This is a genomic window from Methylobacterium sp. Leaf465 (genome assembly GCF_001424705.1).
GTDB lineage: Bacteria > Pseudomonadota > Alphaproteobacteria > Rhizobiales > Beijerinckiaceae > Methylobacterium.
Map to the genome: position 1 here is coordinate 15,649 of NZ_LMRA01000023.1, position 14,633 is coordinate 30,281.

Annotated in this window: 15 protein-coding genes and 1 pseudogene; 11 read left to right on the forward strand and 5 right to left on the reverse strand. The window is 68.5% G+C overall.

All coding sequences use genetic code 11. The features are described 5' to 3' along the window. Positions 1 to 254 precede the first annotated feature (254 nt). On the forward strand, positions 255 to 416 hold the full coding sequence (locus ASG51_RS24640; RefSeq protein WP_200927249.1) for a hypothetical protein: 162 nt from the start codon (positions 255 to 257) through the stop codon (positions 414 to 416). A gap of 36 nt (positions 417 to 452) precedes the next feature. On the opposite strand, the gene ASG51_RS12290 is transcribed toward ASG51_RS24640, so the two are convergent. After that, positions 453 to 1,430 (reverse strand): cytochrome c peroxidase, encoded by a 978-nt coding sequence (locus tag ASG51_RS12290; protein WP_156389718.1) that lies wholly within the window; start codon positions 1,428 to 1,430, stop codon positions 453 to 455. Between the two features lie 311 nt (positions 1,431 to 1,741). On the opposite strand from ASG51_RS12290, the gene ASG51_RS12295 reads away from it, so the two are divergent. Then, the gene (locus tag ASG51_RS12295; RefSeq protein WP_056216051.1) at positions 1,742 to 2,782 is read left to right on the forward strand and encodes a glutamine synthetase beta-grasp domain-containing protein; all 1,041 of its coding nucleotides are present in this window, start codon (positions 1,742 to 1,744) and stop codon (positions 2,780 to 2,782) included. Positions 2,783 to 2,908: 126 nt separating this feature from the next. Here the strand turns inward: ASG51_RS12295 and ASG51_RS12300 are convergent, their stop codons facing one another. After that, complete coding sequence (locus ASG51_RS12300) at positions 2,909 to 3,850, reverse strand: glutaminase (protein WP_200927248.1); 942 nt, start codon at positions 3,848 to 3,850, stop codon at positions 2,909 to 2,911. Positions 3,851 to 4,218: 368 nt separating this feature from the next. On the opposite strand from ASG51_RS12300, the gene ASG51_RS12305 reads away from it, so the two are divergent. After that, on the forward strand, positions 4,219 to 4,566 hold the full coding sequence (locus tag ASG51_RS12305; protein WP_056216049.1) for a NepR family anti-sigma factor: 348 nt from the start codon (positions 4,219 to 4,221) through the stop codon (positions 4,564 to 4,566). Further along, positions 4,566 to 5,150 carry a sigma-70 family RNA polymerase sigma factor gene (locus ASG51_RS12310; RefSeq protein WP_056216046.1) on the forward strand — a complete coding sequence of 195 codons (585 nt, stop codon included), beginning with the start codon at positions 4,566 to 4,568 and terminating at the stop codon, positions 5,148 to 5,150. Before ASG51_RS12305 ends, ASG51_RS12310 begins: the two co-directional genes overlap by 1 nt. A 60-nt stretch (positions 5,151 to 5,210) precedes the next feature. Here ASG51_RS12310 and ASG51_RS12315 read toward each other — a convergent pair whose 3' ends face one another. Next, on the reverse strand, positions 5,211 to 5,477 hold the full coding sequence (locus ASG51_RS12315) for a hypothetical protein (RefSeq protein WP_056216044.1): 267 nt from the start codon (positions 5,475 to 5,477) through the stop codon (positions 5,211 to 5,213). A 431-nt stretch (positions 5,478 to 5,908) separates the two neighbouring features. On the opposite strand from ASG51_RS12315, the pseudogene ASG51_RS12320 reads away from it, so the two are divergent. Both ASG51_RS12320 and ASG51_RS12325 read left to right on the forward strand, forming a co-directional pair. Then, a pseudogene (locus tag ASG51_RS12320) lies at positions 5,909 to 6,450 on the forward strand (DUF892 family protein). A gap of 93 nt (positions 6,451 to 6,543) precedes the next feature. Beyond that, complete coding sequence (locus tag ASG51_RS12325; RefSeq protein ID WP_056381132.1) at positions 6,544 to 8,688, forward strand: helicase-related protein; 2,145 nt, start codon at positions 6,544 to 6,546, stop codon at positions 8,686 to 8,688. A 94-nt stretch (positions 8,689 to 8,782) separates the two neighbouring features. On the opposite strand, the gene ASG51_RS12330 is transcribed toward ASG51_RS12325, so the two are convergent. After that, positions 8,783 to 9,148, reverse strand: coding sequence for an SWIB/MDM2 domain-containing protein (locus ASG51_RS12330; RefSeq protein ID WP_055947098.1), 366 nt, complete (start codon positions 9,146 to 9,148; stop codon positions 8,783 to 8,785). Between the two features lie 595 nt (positions 9,149 to 9,743). Between ASG51_RS12330 and ASG51_RS25360 the strand changes: the two genes are divergently transcribed. The 3 genes from ASG51_RS25360 to ASG51_RS12340 all read left to right on the forward strand — a co-directional run bounded on the left by ASG51_RS25360 (position 9,744) and on the right by ASG51_RS12340 (position 10,975). Continuing rightward, complete coding sequence (locus ASG51_RS25360) at positions 9,744 to 9,869, forward strand: hypothetical protein (RefSeq protein WP_277996211.1); 126 nt, start codon at positions 9,744 to 9,746, stop codon at positions 9,867 to 9,869. A gap of 72 nt (positions 9,870 to 9,941) precedes the next feature. Beyond that, positions 9,942 to 10,445 carry a DUF2721 domain-containing protein gene (locus tag ASG51_RS12335; protein ID WP_056381134.1) on the forward strand — a complete coding sequence of 168 codons (504 nt, stop codon included), beginning with the start codon at positions 9,942 to 9,944 and terminating at the stop codon, positions 10,443 to 10,445. A gap of 92 nt (positions 10,446 to 10,537) precedes the next feature. Beyond that, a complete protein-coding gene (locus ASG51_RS12340) occupies positions 10,538 to 10,975 on the forward strand; it encodes a PRC-barrel domain-containing protein (RefSeq protein ID WP_056277137.1) in 438 nt (145 codons plus the stop codon). Positions 10,976 to 11,006: 31 nt separating this feature from the next. Here ASG51_RS12340 and ASG51_RS12345 read toward each other — a convergent pair whose 3' ends face one another. After that, a complete protein-coding gene (locus tag ASG51_RS12345) occupies positions 11,007 to 11,666 on the reverse strand; it encodes a response regulator transcription factor (RefSeq protein ID WP_082487530.1) in 660 nt (219 codons plus the stop codon). 143 nt (positions 11,667 to 11,809) lie between these two features. On the opposite strand from ASG51_RS12345, the gene ASG51_RS12350 reads away from it, so the two are divergent. Together ASG51_RS12350 and ASG51_RS12355 are read left to right on the forward strand one after the other, a co-directional pair. Next, entirely contained in the window at positions 11,810 to 12,997 is a 1,188-nt protein-coding gene (locus ASG51_RS12350) for an FIST N-terminal domain-containing protein (RefSeq protein ID WP_056216030.1), read from the forward strand. Beyond that, complete coding sequence (locus ASG51_RS12355; RefSeq protein ID WP_056381136.1) at positions 12,994 to 14,349, forward strand: ATP-binding protein; 1,356 nt, start codon at positions 12,994 to 12,996, stop codon at positions 14,347 to 14,349. The genes ASG51_RS12350 and ASG51_RS12355 overlap by 4 nt, the downstream gene beginning before the upstream one ends. Positions 14,350 to 14,633: the final 284 nt, after the last annotated feature.

Below are 14,633 nucleotides of genomic sequence, written 5' to 3' on the forward strand. Positions count from 1 at the left end.
GCGCGGGGGCCTGCCGGCGCGATGAAAACTACGCGCCTTCGCCGGTTTGCGGAAGGAACTTGTTAATAGACCTTTCCAAATGGTTAACCTGTTGCTTGGCGGCATCGGCCGTGATCCGCGTCCGACCGGTCGGATGCACGGGGATCCCGTAACGCTTCGATGACGATGCTGTCGGAAAGCCTGCGCCCGGACATGGTCCGCTAACCCTCGCGGGGCTAAGCCGGGGATCGCCCCCCTCGACCCTGAAGAGCCCGATGATCGCGACCTTGAGCCTGTCGAGCCTGATGGTGGGGACCGGCCTGTCCTACGCGGCGACGCGCGCGCCGAGTCGGGCCGACGCTCTCGAACGCTGGTCCGGGCGCCTCCTCCTCGGCGGGCTCGGCCTCCTCGGGGCCGCTCTCCCGCTCTTCCGCTGACGGGACCCGACAGCGCCCCTGACGAAGGGCGATCCCTCAGTTGAGGCGGGGCGGGACCGCGAGGCTGGCCGTGCCGTCGGCGCTCAGGGTCTTCAGGAACGCGATCAGGTCGCGCTTCTCGGCGTCGGTCAGCCCCAGCGGCTTGATCGCGGGCGATCGGCTGGGCCGGTCGATCCCGCCGCGATCGTAGAGATCGATGACGTCGCGCAGGGAGGCCAGCGAACCGTCGTGCATGTAGGGGCCGCGCTCGGTGACGTCGCGCAAGGTGGGGGTCTTGAACGCGTAGCGGAGCTGAACCGAATCCGGAAAGAACGCGGCCCGTCCCACATCCGCCTCGGCGCCGACGCCGATGTCGTGGAAGGATCCGTCCGTGAAGGTCCAGCCCGAATGGCAGCCGGCGCATTGCGCCTTGCCGTTGAAGAGCGCGAACCCGGCCTTCGCACTCGGGCCGATGGCGCGGACGTCGCCCGCGACCCAGCGATCGAACGGCGCCTCGCCGGAGACGATGGAGCGCTGGAAGGTCGCCAGCGCCAGCTCGACGGTCCGCCGACTGATCGCCTCACGCGAGCCGTCCGCTGCGGCGCGTTCGGGGAACGCCGCCGCGAAGGCGCGGACGTAGCCGGGGTCCGCTCTCAGCCGTGCGAGCAAGGTCGCCTCGGGCAGGTTCATCGCGCTGGCGCTGGTGATCGGCGTGAAGGCGACGTTCTCGAGGTCGCGGAATTTGCCGTCCCAACCGAGGATCGGGATCTGGGCCACGTCGAGCAGGGTCGGCGTGCGCACTTTCATTGCCGCGCCGGTCTCGCCGATGCCGCGCGGGCGGCCGTCGCTCCACGATTGAGTCGGGACGTGGCAGCTGGCGCAGCTCATGGTGCGCTCGCCCGACAGGAGCGTATCGAAGAACAGGCGCTGGCCGAGTGCGGCCTTGGCCGGGCTGTAGGGATTGTCGGCCGGGTAGACCGCCTCGTCGACGCGCCGATAAGCCTCGCGCAGCGCCGACAGCTCGGCCTGCGTCATGCTGACATTCGCCTGTTCCGGCTCGCCGGCACCCGAGGTGCGTAATCCGAGCCCCGATGCCGCGAAGGCAATCAGGGCAACGCCGGCAAGCGCGGCGCTTACCCGTCTGCGCATCGCGATCTCCTGATCCTCTCAGCGCTAGTCCGGATCCGTTAACGAAGTCTCACGCCAAGCCTCACCCGCCCAAATGCCGCAGCACCGAACCGGTGCCGGTTGGCGCAAACATTGCTTAAGCCGCCTCAGTCAGCAATGGCTGCGAATCCCGTCAGGTGTCCTGGGATGTCGCATCGCTTCAGGACGAGAGGCTCGGAATGACGAAATACAAACTCGAGTATATATGGCTCGACGGCTACACTCCGGTGCCGAACCTTCGCGGTAAGACCCAGATCAAGGAATTCGACGCGTTCCCGACCCTTGAGCAGCTTCCGCTCTGGGGCTTCGACGGCAGCTCGACGATGCAGGCCGAAGGCGGCAGCTCCGATTGCATGTTGAAGCCCGTGCGCCACTTCCCGGATTCCACGCGCAAGAACGGCGTACTGGTGATGTGCGAAGTCATGATGCCGGATGGCGTCACCCCGCACGCCTCCAACAAGCGCGCCACCATCCTCGACGACGACGGCGCCTGGTTCGGCTTCGAGCAGGAGTACTTCTTCTACAAGGATGGCCGTCCGCTCGGCTTCCCTGCCTCCGGCTATCCGGCTCCGCAGGGGCCGTATTACTGCGGCGTCGGCTACAAGGAAGTCGGCAGCATCGCCCGCAAGATCGTCGAGCAGCACCTGGATCTCTGCCTCGATGCCGGCATCAACCACGAGGGCATCAACGCCGAGGTGGCCAAGGGCCAGTGGGAGTTCCAGATCTTCGGCAAGGGCTCCAAGAAGGCCGCCGACGAGATGTGGGTCGCCCGCTACCTGCTGCAGCGTCTGTGCGAGACCTACGAGATCGACGTCGAGTACCATTGCAAGCCGCTCGGCGCGACGGACTGGAACGGCTCGGGCATGCACGCCAACTTCTCGACCGAGCACATGCGCACGGTGGGCGGCAAGGCGTATTTCGAAGCCCTGATGGCAGCCTTCAAGGAGAACCTCGACGACCACATCGCCGTCTACGGCCCCGACAACCACATGCGCCTGACGGGCAAGCACGAGACGGCGGCGATCGACCAGTTCAGCTACGGCGTCGCCGACCGGGGCGCCTCGATCCGCGTGCCGCACAGCTTCGTGAACAACGAATACAAGGGCTACCTCGAAGATCGCCGTCCCAACAGCCAGGGGGACCCCTACCAGATCGCCTCGCAGATCCTGAAGACGATCTCCTCGGTTCCGACCGCGACGAGTCAGCAGGCGGCTGCCTAGGTTTTAGGCGTCAATTCGTCAATTTTGCTTCGAGCCTAGGCAGGGTCCGCCGCGTTCTGCGCGGCGGGCCCTTCTTTTTGCCTGTTCGGATGGCAAGTCGGTCGGAGCGAGCCGGTCCTCCCGCCTTCAAGCGCCGAAGATCGACCAGCCCAGCCGCCGGGTGAGCATCTCCAGGGCGATCCGTCCAAGATGGGAATTGCCGGAGGCGTCGAGGCCGGGCGACCAGACGGCGATCGAGGCCTTGCCCGGCGCGATCGCCAGGATGCCGCCGCCGACGCCGCTCTTCCCCGGAAGACCCACCCGATAGGCGAACTCCCCCGAGCCGTCGTAATGTCCGCAGGTGAGCATCACCGCGTTGATGCGCCGTGCCCGCTCGGGCGACACCACGGACAACCCCGTCAGGGGGTTGCGCCCCGAATGGGCGAGGAAGCGGCCCGCCTGGGCGAGCTGCCGGCAGGACATGCTGAGGGCGCAGTGGTGGAAGTAGACGCCGAGGGTGAAGTCGACTGGATTGTCGAGCACCCCGAAGGACTTCATGTAGTGGGCGAGCGCCATGTTGCGGAAGCCCGTCCGCAGCTCGGAGGCGGCCACCGCCTCGTCGATGGCGATGCTGGAATCCTGCGCCAGGAACTGCATGAAACGCAGGATCTCGCCGATGGCCTCACGGGGCTGGTGGCCGGACAGGATCAGGTCCGTGACCGCGATCGCCCCGGCATTGATGAACGGATTGCGCGGGATGCCGCGCTCGCGCTCCAGCTGGACGATGGAGTTGAAGGGGCTGCCCGAGGGTTCCCGCCCGACGCGGCGCCAGAGCCGGTCGCCGGCCATGCCGAGGGCGAGGGTCAGGGTGAAGACCTTGGAGATGCTCTGGATCGAGAAGGGTTCGTCGCTGTCGCCGCCGGCCGCGATCCGTCCCTCGGCATCGATCACCACGAGACCGAAGGCCTTGGCATCGACACCCGCCAGTTCGGGGATGTAGGTCGCCACCTCGCCCCGGTCCGGCCGCTCCCGCATCTCGTCGGCGATCTCGCGAACGACACGGTCGAGGTCGGGCACGTCGAGGCTCATGGCCGATTCCGGGGGAGGGTTGGAACGAGGGTTCGGCGACGGGCGCAAACCCCGGGCCATGCCGGTATCCGGCCCGGTCCGGGATGGCACGGTGAGCTTGGACGCCCAGGCTCAACACCGTCACCGTATTGTTCAGCTTGGCGACAGGATTGTGGGACTATAGAACCATAACGGCGACGCTTCGGTGATGTATCTCATTTGTTTCTAACTGTTTCTATTTAATGCTCGTGGTCTTTCGCCTGCATTCGGCGGCTTAAGATCAGATGAATGCTTTTTTCAGAGGTCGTTAAATCGCGCAGCCGTAGCACGGCCGCCGAAATGACGGCGCTCCGGACTCTCCGGCCCCGGCCGTCGAGCGACGAGCAGCAATGAGCATTGATTCGAGCGACCCGAACCGCAGCACAGATCCAGGCGATCTCTCCCTCGTCGCGCCGATGGCGGCGTCCCGCGGGGCCGCGGAAACAACGGCCACGATGGCGGTCGCCCGCTCCGAAGCGGGCGCGCCCGAGGCCGCGCGCGCCGGAACTTCCGGCGTCGCGCCGCCTCCATCACCCTGGGCCCGCCAAGGCGAAGCCGGCATGACGGTGGAGGCGCGCCGGCGCATCGGACGCAACCTGCGCCTCCTCTATGCCGAGGTGCTGAATCAGCCGCTCCCCGACCGCTTCGACGCCCTCCTCGCCGATCTGGCCGCCCGCAGCACCACGCGAGGATCCTGATGACCAACGCGATGCCCCAACGGGTCGGCACGCCGCAGGGCGCCGATGCCGAGATGCGTGAACTCCTGCTCGGTGCGATTCCGGCCCTGCGCGCCTTCGCGTTCTCGCTGACCTACGATCTCGACCGCAGCGACGACCTCGTCCAGGACACCCTGGTGCGGGCCTGGACCAAGGCCGACAGTTTCACCCGGGGCACCAACTTGACGGCGTGGCTGTTCACCATCCTGCGCAACCTGTTCTATTCCGAGCAGCGCAAGCGCAAGCGCGAGGTGGAGGACGCCGACGGTGCCCTGGCGGGGCGTCTGACCAGCCTGCCCGAGCAGGAGATCCGGGTGGAGATGCGCGAGTTCCAGGAGGCCTTGAACGCGTTGCCGTTCAGCCAGCGCGAGGCCCTGGTCCTCGTCGGTGCGCAGAGCTTCACCTACGAGGAGGCGGCGGAGATCTGCGGGGTCGCCGTGGGCACCATGAAGAGCCGTGTCAGCCGCGCCCGCGGCCGGCTCATCGAGAGCCTCGGGATGAACGGCACCGACGAGATCGGCGCCGATGCGTTCACGCGGGCGGCCCTGGGGTCGCCTCCCGGGTAAGGGACATCGCCGGTTGAGGGCATCAGCCCGAGCCGGACGCATTTCGCGTCCGGCTCGGGATCAGATCAAGGCTGTCCGCACCGCGCGGGCGATCTCGGCGGGCGGGGTATCGCTCCGGTCGCCGAGGAGGCGCCGGCCCGAAGCGATCACCTGCAAGGCTTCGCGGCTGCTGCCGTCGCGCAGGGCTACCGCTTCGAGGTCGCGCAGATACTCGATCACGCCCTCTCGGGCCTTGCCGTCCCGGGCCAGCACCGGCTCGACCCGCGACGTGACGTCGTTCGCCACCGAGGCCCAGAATGCGGCCGGTCCGGCGGAATTCTCGTGCATCGTATCGCTTTCCAGACGTGTGTGGACGCGCAAGGTCCGACGACCCGCCGAGCGTGCAAGGCGATCCGCCGCCCAAGCAGCCCTTTCGTGGTCAACCCGCATCCAAATTAGCAAGAGAGAAGCGGGGCCTTAAATAACCTGCATCAAGAACGAAGCAAAAACAAATGGTGGCTGTTGTTACAAAAAGGCCCAGACTGTTGTTCGGTTTTCAGCCCTAAGTTGTAGATCGGGCTGGTGCGAAGCTCTGCCTCGCGAGCACGAAGCACAAGCGACGTGTTTTCGAATCATGCGCGTTTCATCAAGGCACCCCGAGACTAGCCTCTCGATGCACGGGCCCTGGCCCTGGTGGCTCGGGGGTACGCCGACCGGCAGGAGGAGCCGAATTTCCCGTCGGTCCTCGATTCTGCACGACGACACCAGCGGAGGCATCCCTGGGGGTGGGCACCCGCGACATCAAACCCGCGACGACCTCATCGTCCCCACGCTCCACGAAATCTACGACGCGGAGCACCGGATCACGAAAGCGCTGCGCAAGATGAACGCGAGGAGGACGCATCCGGAACTGAAGCAGCGCTTCGCGATCCACCTGCGCCAGACCGAGGACCCGATCCAGCGACTGGCGAAAGTCTTCCAGATGCACGGCCCCAGCCCCAAGGCGGTGACCTGTCCGGCGATCAGCGGCCTCATTGAGAAGGCCGGCGCGGAGGACGGCGAGATCGTCGACACAAGGCTGTGCGGGACGCTGTCCTCGTGGCCTCGGCCCAGGCCGTGGAGCACGACGAGATCGCCCGCTACGGCACTCCTCCCGTCCCGGGCCAAGCGCCCGGGACGGGAGGAGTGTGCCAGCGCGCTCCAGCAGAACCTCAACGCGAAAAAGGCGACCGACCACCTGCTCGCCGCCAGGGCCGAACGTCAGGTCGGTCCGCGCGCGGCCGGAGTCCGACCGGGCGGTGCACGGAGGGCCTTGCGCTGATCGGAGCCGTTGCTTTTTGGGTTGCGTCCCGCGCACCCTGACGCCGCCCGGTCGTCCGTCCGCGGCGGATCGAGACTCCCCAACGAGAGGCCCATGGCCCGCAAGCGTGCGCGACCGACCAACGAGATCCTGCTGGAGGCGGCGGTCCGCCTCGGCCTGCCGCCCCGGAGCGTCGAGGTGGAGGCCCTCCGGCTGCATCTCGGCCTGCCGGACTATGGCGGTCTCGTCGACGACGCGGTGGTCGCCAAGGCCCTTCGGGAGCTGAAGGCGCGGCGCACCTTCGCGGAGGGCGGAGTTGCGGCCGTGAGGAAGGCGATCCCCAGCCTGCGCGCCGCGGTGATGCGGGACGGCAGCATCGCCTGGACCATCCGGACCTTGATCCCAGTCCTCGATGGCGGGCGCCTCGACCTGCGGATCGACGCGAAGCCGGAGACGGGTGTCGCCGGCATCCTCTCCGGCATGGCCCATCGCAACGATCCGAGCTGGCGCCTCGAGGAACTGCGTGCCGCCGTCGCCGAGGCCGGGCTGCGGACTGCGAAGTCCCTGCGCCGCGCCGTGGAGCGCCTGCGCGAGCAGGTCGCCGAGGACCTGCACGAGGTCGGCGCCGATGCCGCCACCTATATCGACCACCTCGACCGTTCGCTGCGTTCGCGCGCCTTCCTCCTCTCGCCGAACCTGAACCAATCGCTCACCGACACCCTGAAGGGCGTGCGCGCCCGCGCCCGCACCGTGGCACGGGAGGATTCCCGCCTGCGCCGCCTGCGCGACCAGGTCGGCTTCGGCGCCTATATCGAGAAGTTCACCGCGGCCCGGCGCCTCGGCCGGCGCATCATCTTCCACATGGGGCCGACCAATTCCGGCAAGACCTACGCGGCCCTGGAGATGCTGCGGGCGGCTGAGACCGGTACCTACCTCGCGCCCCTGCGTCTCCTCGCGCTGGAGAACTACGAGGCCCTGGCCGAGCGCGGCCTGCGTGCCGGCATGGTAACGGGCGAGGAGACGCTGGGCGACCTCAACCCGACTCACACCGCCCGCACCATCGAGACCGCCGACCTCACGCGGCCCGTCGACGTCGCGGTGATCGACGAGATCCAGATGATCGCCGATCCCGATCGGGGCTGGGCCTGGACCAACGCCCTGTTCGGGGTCGCCGCCCGCACCGTGGTGGTCTGCGGCTCCGACGATGCGCTGGCCGCCGTGCGCCGCGCCGCGGAGGCCGCCAACGAGTCCCTCGAAGTGATCGCCTTCGTCCGCAAGACGCCGCTGGTGCTGCAGGAGACGCCCGTTCCCCTGGAGAAGGTGATGCCGGGCGACGCGGTGGTGGCCTTCTCGCGCCGGGCCGTCCACGAGAACCGCGAGATCCTGGTGGCAGCGGGGCACCGGGTGGCGACGATCTACGGAGCACTCTCGCCCGAGGTGCGGCGCGCGGAGGCCGCGCGCTTCCGGACCGGCGAGGCCGACGTCCTCGTCACCACCGATGCCATCGGCATGGGCCTCAACCTCGGTCCGCTGAAGCGGATCGTCTTCTCGGCGGTGCGCAAGTGGGACGGGGTCGGCGAGCGGGGGTTGACCAATTCGGAGATTCGCCAGATCGCCGGCCGCGCGGGCCGGTTCGGGCATCAGGACGAGGGTTACGTCGCCGCCGTTGACGAGACCGGGCTGGAGCCGATCCGGGCGGCGCTGGCCGGGGCCCCCACGGCGCCGGCCGCCGACACGCGCTTCTACGTGCGCCCCGACCTCATCGCGATCAATTCCGTGGCCGAGGAGATGCACACCGACAGCCTGCGCGAGGTACTGGCGCATTTCGCCCGCGCCACCTTCTACGCGGGCTCGCCGTTCCAGCCTTCCGCCCTGGAGGAGATCCTGGAGATCGCCCGCGTGGTGGACAAGGCGCGGTTGCCCATCGCCGAGAAGTTCGCGTTCTCGGTCTGCCCGGTGGACCGGCGCGACCCGGTCTCCCTCGGCCTGCTGGAGCGCTGGACCCAAGCCCGCGCGGCGGGCACGACGGTGCCCGCTCTCCGGGCGAACCTCGCGGGCGAACTGGACTACCAGGAGCGGACGGTGAAGCTCGCCAGCGCCTATCTCTGGCTGTCCCGGCGCTTTCCCGAGACCTTCGACGATGCCGAGGCTATGCGCACGATGCGGGCACGCGCCAACGGGGCGATCGAGCACCATCTTCGGGAGACGGCAACCCGCAAGGTCGAGCGGCGGAGGCGCCGGGTGGGCACGCGGGGCTGATCAGGTCGCCCTCGGGCCACGAGAACCGGTCGGCCAGGGGAGGGGGCAGCCCCTCCCCGACGCCGATCCGGGGTGTTGCTTCAAACGGCTGGGCTCAGGCCGACTTGAGGTGCGCGGCCAAGTGCTTGTTCATCTCGAACATGGTGCACTTGTCCTTGCCGAAGACCTTCTTCAGCTTGTCGTCGGCGAGGATCTCGCGCTTGTTCTCGGGATTCTGCAGGTTGTGCTTCTTGATGTATTCCCAGACCTTGCTGACCACCTCGCCACGGGGCAGGGCGGCGTCGCCAACGACGGCGGCGAGCTCGGAGGACGGCTTCAGCGGCTGCTGCAGGGCGTTCGGCTTGGCGCCATCACCTTTCGGTGCGGCGACCTTCTTGCCCTTGGCGGCGGGCTTCTCGGCGTCCTTCGGGGCAGCCTTGGGGGCGGCCTTCTCGGCGGTCTTGGTGGTGCTCTTTGCCATGGGGTGTTCCTCCGGATGTCGACGGTGAGCGCCGGTACGCCCACGGCCGGTGGCCTCGCAGCGCATAGCTGCAACAACTAAGCGGTGCCGCGAGCGTTCCAAGGGAAAACCGCCCTTGGCGCGCTCGTCATCCACAGGCGCGGAGGCTCGTCTCCGGTCGAGGCCGCCCCAGGGCGAAGTGAGATGGCCTCGACTTGGACGAGAACTTCATCGTCATCGACCTGTACTTTGGCATGAAGGCGAAGGGAGCCACCGGCCTGGCGGCTCGTAGAGCTGCGCGGAAAGCTATAGAGTTACAGTTGGTTAGAGGATTTTTGGTGGCACGGTGCCAGCCCGTGCTCCGGCACCCACCCCCGGCCCAAACCCGGCTTAGACGTCGTGTGGGGGAGCGATTCCGGCCCACGCCCGCGCCTCGGCCCAGAGGTGCGGGCGTGGGCGCAAGAATTTCCGGCCGCCTTGAAGAATTGATCGGACTCCCGGGCGCGACGGGATCCTCGGAATCTGGACCCGGTGCGAGCCCGCTGCGCCCGATTTCGGGACGGAGCGGCGGCCGGGGCATCACCGAACCTTAAGGGCGATCGACGAAACCGGGGGCATGATCCTCCTTGCCTTCACGCTTTCGCTGGGTGCCGCCGTCGCACTCATCATCGGACTCGGCACGCTGGTCTCCATTGAGGCCCAGACCGGTCCCGACGGCCGTGCCGATGCCGGTCTGATCTGACTCGGCGGCCCCGAACCGCCCGCGTCCTCGAACGTTGCGCCAGGGTTCCGTCCCGGTCGCGATCACCCCTTCATGTTCGACAACTCCGTCGCCTCGTCCCTCGACAGCACGGCTCACATCATTCAAATCGCCCTGACGCCCGTCTTCCTCCTCTCGGGCATCGCGACGCTCCTCAACGTCTTCGGCACCCGCCTCGCCCGGGTGGCCGATCAGGCGGAGCGCCTCTCGCAGGCGATCGATGGCGCCTCCGGCCTCGACCAGGTCCGCCTGGCGCGGCGCATGAACGCGCTCCGCCGGCGCTCCCTCGCCCTCGACGCCGCCGTGATCCTCGGGGCGCTGGGCGGGGTCGCCACCTGCGGAGCGGTCCTCACGCTGTTCGTCGGGGCCCTGCGGGACGCCACCGTCGCCGACATCCTGTTCGTGCTGTTCGGCCTCGCCATCCTCTGCACCCTGAGCGCCCTGATGGTCTTCGGGTTCGAGATGCTGCTGGCGAGCCGTGGAATGCGTCAACGGGTGGCCGTGCGCCAGATCGAGGTAGCCGAGGAGACCGGCGTGCGGGTGGACGAGCGGGCCTGAATCCGGAACCCCCGCGCGGGTGGCGGCTTGTCCGGTCGAGCGCGGCATCCGGTGCCCCCGCCGCCCGAATCCACTCTGCAAGAGGAATGCGCATGCCGACGGACCTCCCGAACGAGCGCAGCATCCGCCCGACCGGCTCGATGGAGCTCGACCCCTCGGCCGAGGGCGTCGCAATCGACGAGACCCGGCGCCTGATCGCGTCGAACAAGGTCGAGGGCACCGCCGCCTACAGCCGTGAGGGCGAGTCGATCGGGACCGTCTACAACTTCATGGTCGACAAGGTCTCGGGCCAGGTCGCCTACGCCGTCATCTCCTTCGGCGGCTTCCTCGGGCTCGGCGAGAGCTACCATCCCGTGCCCTGGCGGGCGCTGACCTACAGCGTCGATCTCGGCGGCTACATCGTGGACATCGACCGCGACACCCTGGCGGGGGCGCCGACCCACGGCCCCGGCGAGGATCCCTTCGCCGACCCGGCCTTCGGCGGGCGCGTCGACGGCCATTACGGCGGCTCCAAGGTTCCCACGGCCTGAAGGGACCCGCCTCGAGGGCTCGCCGGGCCGGTCAGCTCTCGGGCGCCGCCAGGATCCGGTCGAAGTCGAGGAGCGCCGTCTCGATCACGATCTGCGTGCGGCTGATGACGTCGAGCTTGCGCAGGATCTCGGAGACATGGGCCTTCACGGTGGAATCCCCGACCTGGAGCTCGTGCGCGATCTGCTTGTTGAGCTTGCCCTGGCGGATCATCGCCAGCACCCGCACCTGCTGCGGCGTGAGGCTCGCGACCCGCTCGGCGATCGGCGCCTTGCGGGCGGACGACGGGGGCAGGGTCGCGTTTGGCAGGCTCGCCGGTACCCAGAGTCCTCCGGCAAGAACGTCGGCGATGGCCCGGGTCAGCGTCGCCTTGTCGACCGCCTTGGGCACGAAGCCGGCGGCGCCGTGATCCAGCGCCTCCCGGATGATCCGCGGATCCTCCAATCCGGAGACGACCAGGATCGGGACCCGCGGCGCCTGCGCCCGGATCGCCAGCAGGCCTTCGAAGCCGGTCACGCCCTGCATCGACAGGTCGAGGAGAATGATCTCGATGGCGGCCTGCGCCGCCAGTACGGCACAGGCGCTGGCGATGCCGTCGGCCTCGTGCAGCGTCGCGTCCGGGTAGGCGAGCCCCACCGCGCTGGCGAGCGCGTCGCGAAAGAGCGGGTGATCGTCGACGATGAGGAGATGCATGCCCGTTCCGCCCGGTGCGTGCGCCCCTGTTCCCGAGCTGTTCGGTGCCGCATTGCGCGGGAGCCGGCCGCCCGACATACTCGTGTCACCGCGGAGAACCGGGCGTCAAGTCCGGCACGCGACGCGCAGGCGGGGAATGGAACGTGGCACAGGGGACGCAGGTGCGCACGCATCTGTGCGGCATCACGACGGCGTGGACGGACGCCGCCGCGGCCGACGGGGCCATCGCGGAGATCGGCGCGGCCATCGGCCCGCGTCCCGTCGCCCAGATCGTGGCCTTCTTCTCGGCCGATTACGACGTCGAGATCCTGAATCGCGAACTCAGCGCGCGCTTTCCGGGCGCGGGCATCGCGGGCTGCACCATGTCGGGCGGCATCTCGCCGGCGGGCGGCCTCGATCGCGGCCTCGTCGTGATCGCCTTCCCGAAGGCGGGCTTCCGCATCGTTTCCACGCTCTTGGACGCCATCGACCACCTCGACGTGGAGCGGACCGCTTCCAGCGTACGGACCCTGCGCCGAAGCCTCGACGGCGCGGGCGCCGATCCGGCATCCGGCCGCTGCTTCGCCCTCTCGCTGATCGACGGGCTCACCAACGCCGAGGAGACGGTGGTCTCGGCCATCGCCTGGGCCCTGGACGGCATACCCCTCGTGGGCGGCTCGGCGGGCGACGACCTCACCTTCCGCGAGACGGTGCTGCTCCATGACGGCCGAATCCATCAGCGCGCCGCCGTGCTGCTCCTCGTGGATTCGGATTTCCCGATCCAGATCTTCAAGAGCGACAATTTCGAGCCGACCGCGACCAAGTTCGTCGTCACCGCCTCCGACGACGAGCAGCGTACCGTCCACGAGCTCAATGCGGAACCGGCGGCGCGCGAATACGCCATGGCGGTGGGGCTCGATCCGGAGCGCCTGTCGCCGATGAGCTTTGCCGCCTATCCGCTCGCGGTGAAGGTCGGTGGCGAGTATTTCTGCCGATCAATCCGGCGCATGAACGCGGACGGCTCGCTCAGCTTCTTCTGCGCCATCGACGAAGGCGTGGTGCTCACCCTGGCGCGCCCGCGCGATATCGTGGCGGCCACGGAAGCCGAACTCGCCCGCCTCGACGCGGCGCTGGGCGGCATCGATCTCGTCATCGGCTTCGAGTGCGTGCTGCGCCGCCTCGATGCCGAGAGCCGGCAGGTGCGGCACGGCATCGTCGACCTCTACCGGCGCTACGACATCGTGGGCTTCGACACCTACGGCGAGCAGTACCGGTCGATGCACCTCAACCAGACCTTCACGGGCATCGCCATCGGGCGGGGCGAGCCGGCCCGCGGCGAGGCCGAGCCATGATCCTGCCGCCCGAGGCCGCGTCCCCCGCCCCGGAGGAGGACGCGAACCTGCGGCGCATCGCCAAGCTGGAGCGCATCAACGCGGCCCTGATGGCCCATGTGGAGCGCAGCATGGACCAGCAGGGCGGGGCCTATTCCCTGTTTCAGACCGCCACCATGCTGGAGGGGCGCGTCCGCACCCGCACAGAGGAGCTGACCGGGCTGATGCACCGCCTGGAGCGCTCCAACGCCGCCCTGGTGGCGGCCAAGGAGGAGGCCGAGAACGCCAACCGCTCGAAGACCCGCTTCCTCGCGGCCGCGAGTCACGACCTCCTGCAGCCGCTCAATGCGGCCCGGCTCTCGGCCTCGGCCCTGGCCGACCTCGGCCTCGGTCCGGAGGCCGCGGCGATCTCGGGGCAGATCGAGCGCGGGCTCCAGATCATCGAGGACCTGATCAAGACCCTCCTCGACATCTCGAAGCTCGATGCCGGTGTGGTACGCCCGGCGATCAAGCCGGTGGCCCTCGGCGAGCTTCTCGCCGGCATCGCGGCGAGCTTCCGGCCCTTCGCCGAGCGCAAGGGGCTGCGCCTCACCGTGCGCGGGCCCGACCTCGCTGTGGCGAGCGATCCGATGCTGCTCCAGCGCATCCTGCAGAACCTCGTCTCGAACGCCATCCGCTACACCCGGCAGGGCGGCGTGCTGGTGGCGATCCGCCACCGCGGGGACGCCTGCCGCATCGAGGTGCTCGACACAGGCTGCGGCATCGCGCCGGCGGAGCAGGGCCTGGTCTTCGAGGAATTCTTCCGGGGGGGTGCCGAGGGGGAGGGGGGCGAGCCGGGCCTCGGCCTCGGCCTCTCCATCGTGCGCCGCATGGCGCAGGCCCTCGATCATCCCCTCGATCTCGCCTCCCGGGTCGGGCGCGGCACCCGCATGGCCCTGACCGTCCCGGTGAGCCTGACGCCGCCGGAGCGCGCGGTTCCGTCCGTCCCCGTGACGACCCGGCTCACCGGCGCGCGGGTGCTGGTGGTGGAGAACGATCCGCCCACCGCCGATGCCCTGGAGCGCCTCCTGCGCACCTGGGACGCCGAGGTCTGCGTGCATCGCGACCTGGCCGGGGTGGCGGCGTCGCTGGTGGCCGGGAAAAGCCTGCCGGATCTGCTCATCCTCGACTACCATCTCGACAACGGCGCCTGCGGCCTCGACGTGGCGATCCACCTTCAGGCCCGTGCCGAATCCCGTTTGCCGGTCATCGTCACCACCGCCAACCACTCCCCGGAGATCGAGGCGCAGGTCGCCGAATTTGGGGCGCAACTCGTCCATAAGCCGGTGCGGCCGGCCGAGTTGCGGGCGCTCCTGACCTATCTGCTGACGTAAGGGGGCTCCCGAAGGATACGCATCCCAAGAGTATTTTGAATAATCTTGGCCGGATCGGAGGCATCGTTCCGTCTTGGTGCATCCCGGCCGCAGGAACGCAAAATCTTTTGCGGCCGCACTGTTAGTTCAATTTGATGCGCGATTGAAAAATTTGCATTGCACCAAGATAAAATTGCGCTGCAACGAGAGTTGGGGTGCCCTTGCGAAGCTTCCTGCGGATCTTTACGCTGCCGCGCCAGAATAAGACTTCCCCATGTGCGACCCGCTCCAGGCTCTGACCTGCC